Source organism: Pseudorhizobium banfieldiae (assembly GCF_000967425.1).
GTDB classification, from domain to species: Bacteria; Pseudomonadota; Alphaproteobacteria; order Rhizobiales; family Rhizobiaceae; genus Neorhizobium; species Neorhizobium banfieldiae.
Genome location: NZ_FO082820.1, coordinates 40,530 through 52,034 on the forward strand (window position 1 = coordinate 40,530; position 11,505 = coordinate 52,034).

General features: G+C 62.8%; 13 protein-coding genes. 5 read left to right on the forward strand and 8 right to left on the reverse strand.

Annotation, left to right across the window (positions count from 1 at the left end; all coding sequences use genetic code 11):
* Window positions 1-47: 47 nt before the first annotated feature.
* Window positions 48-1,247 carry a DNA recombination protein RmuC gene (locus NT26_RS00195; protein WP_052636662.1) on the reverse strand — a complete coding sequence of 400 codons (1,200 nt, stop codon included), beginning with the start codon at window positions 1,245-1,247 and terminating at the stop codon, window positions 48-50.
* A 124-nt stretch (window positions 1,248-1,371) separates the two neighbouring features.
* Here NT26_RS00195 and def point away from each other — a divergent pair, with 124 nt between their 5' ends.
* The 3 genes from def (at window position 1,372) to truA (ending at window position 3,641) form a co-directional block, all read left to right on the forward strand.
* Window positions 1,372-1,884 carry a peptide deformylase gene (def, locus tag NT26_RS00200; RefSeq protein WP_052636664.1) on the forward strand — a complete coding sequence of 171 codons (513 nt, stop codon included), beginning with the start codon at window positions 1,372-1,374 and terminating at the stop codon, window positions 1,882-1,884.
* Between the two features lie 63 nt (window positions 1,885-1,947).
* The gene (fmt, locus tag NT26_RS00205; protein ID WP_052636665.1) at window positions 1,948-2,883 is read left to right on the forward strand and encodes a methionyl-tRNA formyltransferase; all 936 of its coding nucleotides are present in this window, start codon (window positions 1,948-1,950) and stop codon (window positions 2,881-2,883) included.
* Window positions 2,883-3,641: a tRNA pseudouridine(38-40) synthase TruA gene (gene truA / locus NT26_RS00210; protein ID WP_052636667.1), complete on the forward strand. Its 759-nt coding sequence runs from the start codon at window positions 2,883-2,885 to the stop codon at window positions 3,639-3,641. Before fmt ends, truA begins: the two co-directional genes overlap by 1 nt.
* Before the next feature lie 3 nt (window positions 3,642-3,644).
* On the opposite strand, the gene NT26_RS00215 is transcribed toward truA, so the two are convergent.
* Genes NT26_RS00215 through dapD form a run of 3 tightly spaced genes read right to left on the reverse strand, consistent with a single transcriptional unit; the run spans window position 3,645 to window position 6,285 of the window.
* Window positions 3,645-4,241 (reverse strand): hypothetical protein, encoded by a 597-nt coding sequence (locus NT26_RS00215; protein ID WP_052636669.1) that lies wholly within the window; start codon window positions 4,239-4,241, stop codon window positions 3,645-3,647.
* Window positions 4,225-5,421: a succinyl-diaminopimelate desuccinylase gene (gene dapE, locus NT26_RS00220; RefSeq protein ID WP_052636671.1), complete on the reverse strand. Its 1,197-nt coding sequence runs from the start codon at window positions 5,419-5,421 to the stop codon at window positions 4,225-4,227. Before dapE ends, NT26_RS00215 begins: the two co-directional genes overlap by 17 nt.
* Before the next feature lie 9 nt (window positions 5,422-5,430).
* Window positions 5,431-6,285: a 2,3,4,5-tetrahydropyridine-2,6-dicarboxylate N-succinyltransferase gene (gene dapD, locus NT26_RS00225; RefSeq protein ID WP_052636673.1), complete on the reverse strand. Its 855-nt coding sequence runs from the start codon at window positions 6,283-6,285 to the stop codon at window positions 5,431-5,433.
* 137 nt (window positions 6,286-6,422) lie between these two features.
* Here dapD and NT26_RS00230 point away from each other — a divergent pair, with 137 nt between their 5' ends.
* On the forward strand, window positions 6,423-7,283 hold the full coding sequence (locus NT26_RS00230; protein WP_052636675.1) for an LOG family protein: 861 nt from the start codon (window positions 6,423-6,425) through the stop codon (window positions 7,281-7,283).
* A gap of 64 nt (window positions 7,284-7,347) precedes the next feature.
* On the opposite strand, the gene NT26_RS00235 is transcribed toward NT26_RS00230, so the two are convergent.
* Together NT26_RS00235 and NT26_RS00240 are read right to left on the reverse strand one after the other, a co-directional pair.
* Window positions 7,348-7,971, reverse strand: a complete 624-nt coding sequence (locus NT26_RS00235; RefSeq protein ID WP_052636677.1) for an EF-hand domain-containing protein — start codon at window positions 7,969-7,971, stop codon at window positions 7,348-7,350.
* 103 nt (window positions 7,972-8,074) lie between these two features.
* On the reverse strand, window positions 8,075-8,785 hold the full coding sequence (locus tag NT26_RS00240) for a pyrimidine 5'-nucleotidase (protein WP_052636679.1): 711 nt from the start codon (window positions 8,783-8,785) through the stop codon (window positions 8,075-8,077).
* Between the two features lie 102 nt (window positions 8,786-8,887).
* Here NT26_RS00240 and NT26_RS00245 point away from each other — a divergent pair, with 102 nt between their 5' ends.
* The gene (locus tag NT26_RS00245) at window positions 8,888-9,802 is read left to right on the forward strand and encodes a DMT family transporter (protein ID WP_052641605.1); all 915 of its coding nucleotides are present in this window, start codon (window positions 8,888-8,890) and stop codon (window positions 9,800-9,802) included.
* Here the strand turns inward: NT26_RS00245 and argB are convergent, their stop codons facing one another.
* On the reverse strand, window positions 9,803-10,690 hold the full coding sequence (gene argB / locus NT26_RS00250) for an acetylglutamate kinase (protein WP_052636681.1): 888 nt from the start codon (window positions 10,688-10,690) through the stop codon (window positions 9,803-9,805).
* Window positions 10,691-10,753: 63 nt separating this feature from the next.
* Entirely contained in the window at window positions 10,754-11,416 is a 663-nt protein-coding gene (yihA, locus tag NT26_RS00255; protein ID WP_052636683.1) for a ribosome biogenesis GTP-binding protein YihA/YsxC, read from the reverse strand.
* Window positions 11,417-11,505 lie beyond the last annotated feature (89 nt).

Sequence of the window (11,505 nt, forward strand, 5' to 3'; positions counted from 1 at the left end):
ACTCTTTCTGCATCGTCAAAATTTGCTGGCGACACTGCCCGAGCCGCTTACTCCTCGTCAACCACCCGCAGCTTCAGGAGCCCGGTCCGGCTTTCCACGGCGCGTGGCTCGTCGCCTGGGCCTGTCGCCTCAACCGCCTGCTCGAGTTCAAGCGCACCGATCTTCGCTCCGCGCCGGACGAGTTTGTCCGACGAGGTGAGAATCTGGTCCACATCCCGCTGCGCCGCCAGGAAATGCCCCTGCAGCTTGCGGGTCCTGTCGTCCAGTCGCGAAAGATCTTCCATCAGGAGTGCCACTTCGCCCTGTATCAGGTGCGCCTGCTCGCGCATCCTCTGATCCTTGAGAACCGCCTGTATGACCTGGATAGACAGCATCAGCAGCGAGGGTGAGACGATCACCACCTTCAGCCGCTGGGCCTTCTGCACCACGGCGTCGAAATGTTCGTGGATCTCCGCAAAGATGGATTCCGACGGTACGAACAGGAAGGCCATGTCCTGTGTCTCGCCGCTGATCAGGTACTTTTCGGCAATATCCCGGACATGGACCTCGAGGTCACGACGGAACTGTACGGCAGCTGCCTTGCGCGCCTCGGGCGCCGCCGTGTCGCGAAACGCATTCCACGCCTCCAGCGGGAACTTCGCGTCGATCACCAGCGGTGAAGCGCCATTCGGCATTCGCACGAGACAGTCAGGCCGCTTGCCGTTGGAAAGCGTGGCCTGGAATTCGTAGGCGCCCATCGGCAATCCGTCCGCGATGATTGCTTCCATCCGCCCTTGCCCGAAGGCGCCGCGCGTCTGCTTGTTCGACAGGATCGCTTGCAATCCGACCACATCCTTTGCCAGGGTCTGGATATTGCTCTGTGCCGCGTCGATAACCGCGAGCCGTTCCTGCAGCAGGCGAAGGTTTTCATGCGTCGATTTCGTTTGTTCGGTGATCGTGCTCCCCAGCCGGTGGGTCATGCCGTCCAGTCGCTGGTTCACCGCATGATTGAGTTCCGCCTGCTTCTGGGAGAGCGTCTCTGCCATGGTCACAAGCCGCCCCTGCATCTCCGCCTGTGCCCGCATCAGCTCTGCGAGGCGGGCCTCCGACTGGGCGGCCTGTCGTGCCTGCTCTGCACTCCTGCGGCGCGAACCCAGAGCAAGGCCGACGGCTGTTAGGCAGAGTGCTGCGAAGAAAACTGCGAGGAGCCAGACGGCGCTGGAGGAATCGGCTGCAAGATCCTGGAGGATCGGGGTGAGGCTGTTCATGCCGACACACTAGCAGAAATCATTTGCGCGGAAAGATCAAATCGTGAACATGCTTCCTTCTGCTGTTGCCGCTGGTCAGCGGCAATCCTGTTCCATCCGGCAAAAAGATGCGCTATGGGAGGCCATGACCATCAAGCCCCTCATCATCCTTCCCGACCCGATCCTGCGCCAGGTTTCCAAGCCGGTGGAGCAGGTCGATTCCGAAATCACGCGTCTCGCCGACGACATGCTGGAGACGATGTATGACGCGCCGGGTATCGGGCTGGCGGCGATCCAGATCGGTGTGCCCCGCCGCCTGCTGGTGATCGACGTCTCAAAGGAGGACGAGGACAAGGCTCCCCAGCTGTTCATCAACCCGCAGATCGTTGCGTCCTCCGATGAGCGCTCGGTCTACGAGGAGGGGTGTCTTTCCATTCCTGACTATTATGCGGAAGTGGAGCGACCGGCTGCGGTGACCGTGGACTATATCGATCGCGAGGGAAAGCAGCAGACCCTCCAGGCTGATGGCCTTCTGGCGACCTGCCTTCAGCACGAGATCGATCACCTGAACGGCGTCCTCTTCATCGATCACATCTCGCGCCTCAAGAGGGAGATGGTGATCAAGAAGTTCACCAAGGCTGCCCGCGCCCGCGCGTAAAAGCGGGCCACGCGTGGTCAACGAACATGGTGGCGGCAGCCGCCGGCAAGGAGCGCAGGCAGCATGGCGCTACGCATCATCTTCATGGGAACACCAGAGTTTTCGGTTCCGACGCTCCGCGCGCTGAAGGACGCCGGCCACGACATCGTCGCGGTCTACAGCCAGCCGCCGCGTCCCGGTGGACGCCGTGGACTGGACCTGCAGAAGTCCCCCGTCCACCAGGCGGCAGAGCTTCTGGGTATCCCGGTCCTTACACCTTTGAACTTCAAGGATGAGGCTGACTGCGAGCAGTTCCGCAGCTTCAGGGCCGATGTCGCTGTGGTGGTTGCCTACGGCTTGCTGCTGCCCGAGCCGATTCTGAACGGCACGCGGCTTGGATGCTACAACGGCCACGCCTCTCTGCTGCCGCGCTGGCGCGGCGCCGCACCGATCCAGCGCGCGATCATGGCCGGCGACAGGAAGACGGGCATGATGGTCATGAAGATGGAGAAGGGGCTGGACACCGGCCCAGTTGCGCTCACCCGCGAGGTGGAGATCGGCGACAACACCACGGCTGGCAAACTCCACGATCAGTTGATGCTGGTCGGCGCCCGCGCCATGGTGGAGGCGATGCAGCGACTGGAAGAGGGCGACCTGCCGCTGAAGTCGCAGCCGGAAGAGGGCATTCTCTATGCCTCCAAGATCGACAAGAACGAGACGCGCATCGACTTCTCTCGACCGGCGACCGAGGTGCACAACCACATTCGGGGTCTTTCCCCCTTTCCGGGGGCATGGTTCGAGGTCGAGATCAATGGCCGTCCCGAGCGCATCAAGGTCCTCTCCTCGGAGCTTGCCGACGGGCAGGGGGCTGCTGGTATGGTTCTTGACGAGAGGCTCGGCATTGCCTGCGGTAGCGGCGCAATCCGACTGACGCGGCTGCAGAAGGCCGGCGGAAAGCCGCTGGCGGCGGCAGACTTCCTGCGCGGAACGTCGCTTCCCGCCGGCACGAGGCTTGGCTGATGCCGCGTTTCCGCATGACCGTGGAATATGACGGAACGACCTATGTCGGCTGGCAGATGCAGGAGAACGGCCATTCGGTTCAGGCTGCACTCCAGAACGGCATCCTGTCTCTGACCGGCGAGTCAGTGTCCATCCGCGGTGCCGGACGGACGGATTCGGGCGTGCACGCGATAGGCCAGGTGATCCACGCCGACCTGACGCGCGACTGGAAGCCCTACACGCTTCGCAACGCCTTGAATGCGCATCTCGGCATGGCAGGCGAAAAGGTTGCCGTCATCGACGTCGCGGCGGTGGACGAGAGCTTCGACGCCCGCTTCTCGGCGGTCAGGCGGCACTATCTCTACCGCATCATCAATCGCCCGGCCCCATTGGCACTTGAAGCCAACCGCGCCTGGTGGGTGCCCAAGCCTCTCGATCACGATTCCATGCATGCCGCCGCCCAGATGCTGGTCGGCCACCATGACTTCACCACCTTCCGTTCCGCCCACTGCCAGGCCACGAGCCCGGTCCGCACCCTGGATCGGCTGGATGTGACGCGGCAGGGGGACCTGATCGAGATCCGCGCGTCTGCGCAGAGCTTCCTGCACAACCAGATCCGCTCCTTTGCCGGCACGCTGAAGCTCGCGGGCGAGGGTAAGATGTCGCCTGCCGATGTAGGAGCAGCGCTGGAGGCGAGAGATCGGAAGGAATGCGGGCCGGTGGCACCACCCGAAGGTCTCTACTTCATGAAGGTCGACTACCCCGGCGACGAAGCGTGAGCTTCAGCCCGGATAGATGCCGAGGAAGCGCTCTAGAGTATCCGACAGAAGCATGGTCGGCACGATCAGTACCATGGTCAGCGTTGCCACCATCAGCGGGCTGGGTCCGCAGATGATCCTGAAGATGCGCGATATGGAGAAGACCAGACCGATCATCAGGGCGAGCCAGATCAGCGACAGCAAGCCCGTCAGTCCCGGCGCGAACAACAGCAGAAGGCTGAGCACCGCATAGGCGTAGGCAAAGGGCACGGACAGCCAGTTAACCGCCACGACCATCGCGTAGTACTTCCGGCCGAGCCCAAGTCCCCAGGCCATCAGGCCAACCAGCACCAGCGGCACGATCCAGTTGGCAAGTTCCAGCATTGCGAGGCGCAAGAAGAACATGCCGCCGACTTCCGTGTCGCTGGGCATGCCGCGCAGGAAGAGCGCGCGCCACCAGAACCATGATATGGCCATCGCCGGCAGGCACCAGATGATTGCCCAGAATGAACGCATCAGGCCGCGGTCGGAAATGTCGAGGCGGCGCAGGCCGGCGGCATCCCCGCGGATGACCTGCCAGAGGCCGCCGAGGTAGAACCTGACCTCAAAAGCTCCGGGCATGTGTAAACCAGTTGGCGATGAAACTGCCGTAGATATTCGTGAGCGTCTCGAGGTCCTCGACCGACACGCGCTCATCGACCATGTGCATTGTCTGCCCGACGAGGCCGAACTCGACGACCGGGCAATAGTCCTTGATGAAGCGGGCGTCGGAGGTTCCTCCCGTGGTGGAGAGGGCAGGACGCCGACCGGTAATCTTCTCCACTGCCAGCGACAGGGATTCGATCAGTGCGTCGTTTCGCGTCAGGAAGACATGGCTCGGCCGCTCGTTCCATACGATGTCATAGCGCACCGGATCACGCCCCGGTCGAAGGCTGCCTTCGGTCGCCGCAGCTTCCAGCCTGCGGATGATCTCGGACTGAAGGCTGTCCGCAGTCCAGGTGTCGTTGAAGCGGATGTTGAACGCAGCCGTGGCCTTGGCCGGGATGACGTTCACGGCCGGGTTGCCGGTGTCGATCGTCGTGACCTCGAGGTTGGACGGCGGAAAATCTGTCGTCCCGTGGTCGAACGGCTCGTCCATCAGCGCGTGCGTGAGTTGCAGCAGACCGCGGATCGGATTGTCCGCAAGATGCGGATAGGCGGAATGACCCTGAACGCCCTGCACCGTGATGCGACCCGACAGAGACCCTCGCCGGCCGATCTTGATCATGTCCCCCAGCACGTCGGGATTGGTCGGCTCGCCGACGAGGCAGGCATCCCATTTCTCGCCCTTGTCCGCCGCCCATTGCAGGAGCTTATCGGTACCGTTGATCGCCGGTCCTTCCTCGTCACCGGTGATCAGGAAGGAGATGGAGCCGTCCGGTGCGCCATGCTTCTCGATGTGACGCGCCACCGCCGCCACGAAGCAGGCGATGCCACCCTTCATGTCCACCGCGCCGCGGCCGAACAGCATTCCGTCGGAGATCTCTGCCGCGAACGGCGGATGGGACCAGTCTGCCTCGTTGCCGGGGGGAACCACATCCGTGTGACCAGCAAACATGAGGTGCGGTCCGCCGGAACCGATCCGGGCATACAGGTTCTCGACGTCCGGCGTCCCTTCCGCCCGCGCCACGACCCGTTCCACCTTGAAACCGAGTGGCGCAAGCATCGCCTCGAGCGCCGAAAGCGCACCGCCTTCCGCCGGAGTGACCGAAGGGCAGCGAATGAGAGCCTGGAGATTGTTGACGGGATTGGTGGCGGACATGGGCTCTGATCAGTCCCGCAGGAGTTCGTTGATGCCGGTCTTGGAACGGGTCTTTTCGTCGACGCGCTTGACGATGACGGCGCAGTAGAGGCTCGGCCCGGGTTCGCCGTTGGGGAAGGGCTTGCCCGGCATCGTGCCGGCGACCACCACCGAATAGGGAGGCACTTCGCCATAGGTGATCTCACCCGTGGCGCGGTCGACGATCTTGGTGGACTTGCCGATGAAGACGCCCATGCCAAGGACCGATCCTTCGCGAATGATGCAGCCTTCGACGACTTCCGAGCGGGCACCGATGAAGCAGTTGTCCTCGATGATGGTAGGTCCGGCCTGCATCGGCTCCAGTACGCCGCCAATGCCGACGCCGCCGGAAAGGTGCACGTTCTTGCCGATCTGGGCGCAGGAGCCAACCGTTGCCCAGGTGTCGACCATCGTCCCTTCGCCGACATAGGCGCCAAGGTTCACGAAGGAGGGCATCAGCACGACGTTTGGGGCGATGAAGGCGGAGCGGCGGACCACGGCATTGGGCACGGCCCGAAACGCGGCCGCTCGGAACTCGCTCTCGCCCCAGCCCTCGAACTTCGAGGGTACCTTGTCCCACCACGTGGACTGGCCCGGTCCACCCTTGACCACGTCCATGTCGTTGAGGCGGAACGACAGGAGCACCGCCTTCTTAAGCCACTGGTTGACCTTCCACGTGCCGTCGGCCAGTCGCTCCGCGACGCGGGCCTTGCCTGAATCGAGCAGGTCTAGTGCCGCATCGACGGCATCACGGATTTCTCCTTTCGTGGAAACAGATACGCCGTCTCGTTGTTCGAAGGCGGTCTCGATCGAGGTTTCCAGGGAGGCGAGATCCGTGCTGCTCATGGGAAGTCCTTAACGTCGCTTGCGTAGGATGGTCGGGATGGTCTGGCGGCTGGCCAAATGATGGTAATTGATCTAAGCGACCGCCACGGCACCGTCAACGTGAATTGGCGCCTCGCGTCGGACTTGAAAGGCAGGACATGGCGAAGATGAAGAAGGATGGCCCGCGGCGCAAGGATGGCGTCTGGGATCCGTTGAAGGACAGTTCGACCGACCGGCGGAGCGCCGCCGGCGTGCCGCAGACCCCACAGTCCATGTCCCCCTCCTATCGCCTCGCCTATGCCGATGACGACTTCATGTTGCGCGAGGAGTTGCGTCCCGTTCGCCTTCAACTGGAGCTCCTGAAGGCTGAAATGATCCTTGCCGAGCGGCGCATAAGGTCAACCGTCGTGCTGTTCGGCGGAGCACGTATCCCGGCGCCGGGGCAGGCCGCCTGGGCAGCCCGCAACGAGACCCAGCGCCAGAACCTGGAGGCGGCCTCCGCCTATTACGAGGAGGCGCGCAAGTTCGCCCACCTCTGCGCCTTGCACGGTGAGAAATATGACCATCAGGAATACGTCGTGGTGACCGGCGGCGGCCCGGGCGTGATGGAGGCCGGAAATCGCGGAGCATCCGAGGCCGGAGCACCCACGGTCGGCTTCAACGTGGTGCTACCGCACGAGCAGGCGCCGAACCGGTATGTCACGCCGGATCTCAGCCTCAACTTCCATTACTTCGCTATCCGCAAGATGCATCTGATGATGCGCGCCAAGGCAATCGCCATCTTTCCCGGTGGGTTCGGCACGCTGGACGAAATGTTCGAGGGGCTGACGCTCATCCAGACCGGCCGCATGGAGCGCATCCCCTTCATCCTTTTCGGCAAGGAGTTCTGGCACCGGATCGTCAACTGGCAGGCGCTGGCCGATTTCGGCACCATTGCCCCGGAGGATATCGACCTCATCAGCTTCGTCGAGACGGCCGACGAGGCCTGGAAGATCATCGGCGACTTCTACGAACACTAGAGGAAAAGAAACCCGCCCCGGGCGGTGGGGCGGGTTCAACGACGTGCCGTTCCAATCGGGGCGATTAGAAGGGGCGGTCCGGCATGTCGTCGATGGTGATCACGCCGTCGCCGTTGCGGTCCATGCGGGTAAACAGCTTGTCGACTGCGGCAGTGACCTCCGCCTTGCTGAACTGGCCGTTTTCGTCAGTGTCAGCCTGGCGAACCAGGTGGAAGCCACCCATCTGGCCTCCCATTCGGCCGTGGTGCATCCCCCACCGTCCGCCGTCATGGCGACGCTCGCCGCGCTCTCCGCGCGGGCCTTGGCGCATGTCATCATTATCCTGACGGCTTTCGGCCATCTCCTTGCGGCGCTCTTCACGCCGTTCGGCCCTTTCCTTGCGGACGCCTTCCATCTTGGCGTCGCGATAGGTGCGCAGTTCACCAGGGATCAGGTTGCCGTCGTTGTCGGCGTCAATCTCGCTGAACAGGGCATCCTGCCTTGCCGCAACCTCCTCCTTGGTGACCTTCGCATCCTTGTTGGCATCTGCCGTCTTCAGCAGGCGGACGAACATCATCTCCTGCATCATGCCGCCTCTGCCGGCTTGCCGGCCGGGGCCATCCCGCCCAAGGCCTGCGAAGCTCGGCAGGGCGGTGCCGGCGACCAGGACTGCGGCGAGCGATGCCAGTACGATCTTGCGGGTCTTCATGGAGAGGCTCCTTCCTCGGTTGCTCTATAGCCTCAAGCTATGGCCGGCCCGCCGGAAGAACCACTTAAACATCGGTAATCTGGATGAACTTTCGGTAACGTCCTCAGCCCGCGGTGAGAGCGGATAGGAAGGCCTGGAGGTCATCCGTGAGGTAGTCGATGTGGTCGTCCTCCTCCGAAAACACCTCCCAGCGCTCGATCAGGATGTCGTCCAGGTTGCGTGGCGTTAAAAGCACGGTGCGCATGCCGAGCGCCTTTGGAGCCTTGAGATTGCGCGGCAGGTCCTCGAACATGGCGGCGTGGCGTGTATCCACGCGATGGAGATTGGCGAACTTGTCATAGGTCTCGCCGGCCGGCTTCGGCACGTAGTCCGCGGCGACGATGTCGAAGATGTCGTCGAAGTGGTCGAGAATTCCGAGCGCCCGCGCAGCCGCCTCGGCGTGAGGAACACTTCCGTTCGTGAAGATGAACTTGCGGCCGGGTAGTGCCTTGATTGCCTCTCCGAGTTCCGGATGCGGCAGCAGCGCCGAATAGTCGATCGCATGCGCCCTCTCCAGGAAGTCGTTGGGATCGATGTTGTGGTTCAGCATCAGACCCTGCAGGGTTGTTCCATGCTCGTGGTAGTAACGCTTCTGCAACGCACGGGCTTCATCGGGCCCAAGCTGCAAGAGCTCAGCCACGAAGGCGCTCATGTTCTGGTCGATCTGCGCAAACAGGTTGACGTGATGCGGGTACAGCGTGTTGTCGAGGTCGAATACCCAGTCCCGGACATGAGCGAAATCGGCGGCGACAGGCGTGGTCTTCGGCTTGATCATGCCGCCTTATGCACCGTCCGGCAGGGAAAGAAAACGGCAAACTCCAGTGCCGCCGGAAAGTGATCTTGGCGAAGCGCTGCGGGAGTGGTAGCGGCCAATGGCATGGAACTCTGGATACCGATCACCATTGGCGCAGCCTTTCTGCAGAACATGCGCTCGACTTTGCAGAAGCACCTGCGCGGTCGCCTGAACACGACCGGCGCGACCTTCGTGCGCTTCGGCTACGGCGTCCCCTTTGCGCTCGCCTACATGGCAATCCTGCACTACGGCCTCGGCCGGCCGATGCCTTCCCCGAACCTCTCCTTTTGGCTCTGGTCGATCACCGGCGGCCTGGCGCAGATCGGTGCTACCTTCCTGCTCGTCTATATCTTCGCCTTCCGGAACTTCGCTGTCGGCACGGCCTATTCACGCACGGAACCGGCGCAGGCTGCTCTTGTCGCTCTCGTATTGGTCGGCGAGACCGTGACCGTGGGTACGGTGATCGCGATTGCGATCTCGGTTGTCGGCGTCATGCTGATTTCGGTGGCAAGGACCGAGCTGACCGCGAAGTCGCTCATCACCTCCATCGGCAGCCGCACAGCCGTTATCGGCCTAATGTCGGGGTTCCTTTTCGGTATTTCCGGGGTCTCCTACCGCTACGCATCGCTGTCGCTGGCGCCGAGCCTACCAGCGCCCGATCCCGTCGTTCAGGCCGGCTATACCCTGATGGTGGTAATCATCATGCAGGCGATCGCCATGCTCGTCTGGATCGTCCTGCGGGAGCGACAGGAACTCAGCAGGGTCGTCGGGGCCTGGCGACCGGCCTTGCTGGTCGGTTTCGTGGGCGCAACCGCCTCCTTCGGCTGGTTTACGGCCATGACGCTTCAGCCGGCAGCCGTCATCAAGGCGCTCGCCCAGGTGGAAATGCTCTTCACCTTCGCGTCGTCCGTCTTCATCTTCAAGGAGCACATCAACCGGCTGGAGTTCACCGGCTGCGTGCTTATCGTGCTGGGGATCCTGGCGCTGGTCCTTATCTGATCAGGGAACGATCAGCGTGCCCGCGCCGTGCTCGGTGAAGATCTCGAGCAGGACGGAATGCGCCGTCTTGCCGTTGAGGATGACAACACCCTGCACGCCCGCCTTGATCGCGTCGATGCAGGTCTCGACCTTCGGGATCATCCCGCCGGAGATTGTCCCGTCCTTGATCAGCGCCTGTGCCTGGGCGACCGAGAGTTCCTTGATGAGTTGCTTGTCCTTGTCGAGGACGCCGGGGACGTCCGTGAGGAACAGCAGGCGCGTCGCGCGCAGCGCGCCGGCGATGGCACCTGCAAAGGTGTCGGCGTTGATGTTGTAGGTCGCGCCGTCGCGGCCCGGGGCAACGGGCGCGATGACGGGAATCATCTCCGACTTTGCCAGCAGGTCGAGCAAGGTTCGGTCCACCTCGACCACTTCGCCAACAAATCCGAGATCCAGCACCCGTTCGATGTTGGAGTCCGGATCGACGATGGTCTTCTTGGCCTTCTCGGCGAAGACCATGTTGCCGTCCTTGCCGCAAAGTCCGATCGCCCATTCGCCCGTCTGGTTGATGAGCGCGACGATCTCCTTGTTGATCGAGCCGGCCAGGACCATCTCGACGATCTCGACGGTCTTCGCATCGGTGACCCGCAGCCCGCCTTCGAACTTGGATTCGATGCCCATCTTGTTCAGCATGGCGCCGATCTGCGGCCCGCCGCCATGGACGACGATCGGGTTGACGCCCGACTGTTTCAGAAGCGCGATGTCGGCGGCGAACGCCTTGCCGAGTTCGTTGTCGCCCATGGCATGGCCGCCATACTTCACGACGATCGTCTTGTTCTCGTAGCGCTGCATGTAGGGCAGCGCCTGGGCCAGAAGTTTCGCCTGGAGTTCGCTGTCGGTCGCGCTCATGGGAATCCCTGTGATTTGGTTCGGCGCGTTCTAGCGCAGGTTTGGAGCAGATGGAACACGTCGTCAGACGGTTGAGTAGCCAACCGTCCTTGCAATGGTATGGCGCAGCTCGTCCAGCCCTTTTCCCTTCTCCGAGGAGGTAGCGATGATCTCGGGATAGGCGGCCGGCCGCTTGCGGATCTTCTCCGTAGTCTCGGAGATCAGCCGCGGGACGCCGGCCTCCTTGATCTTGTCGGTCTTGGTGAGGACGATCTGATAGGACACGGCAGCCTTGTCGAGCAGATCCAGGACCTCCTCATCGTTCTTCTTGATGCCGTGGCGGCTGTCGATCAGCACATAGACCCGCTTCAACGTCGCGCGTCCGCGCAGGTAGTCGAAGACGAGCTTCGTCCAGGCATCCACCTGGTCCTTAGGCGCCTGGGCATAGCCATAACCCGGCATGTCGACGAGCGCCATTGGCGGCAGGTCGCCGCCTTCCCCCGAGTACCCCTCCGGCACGAAATAGTTGAGCTCCTGCGTGCGCCCGGGCGTGTTCGAGGTTCGCGCAAGGCCCCTGTGGCCGACAAGGGCGTTGATGAGCGACGATTTGCCGACATTGGAACGTCCTGCGAAGGCCACTTCCAGCGGGCCTTCCGGCGGCAGGAATTTCAGCGAAGGTACGCCGCGGATGAAGATCCAGGGGCGGCCGAAGAGCGGCTTCTCGTCCGGGGTCATGGTCGCGGGCATCGGTCTCGTCCTGTCGCTGTGGAAGGCAGGGCTTCGGTTTTTTGGCCCTGCTTGTCAAGTTGCCACCGCACCACGGACACCTCCCAAGA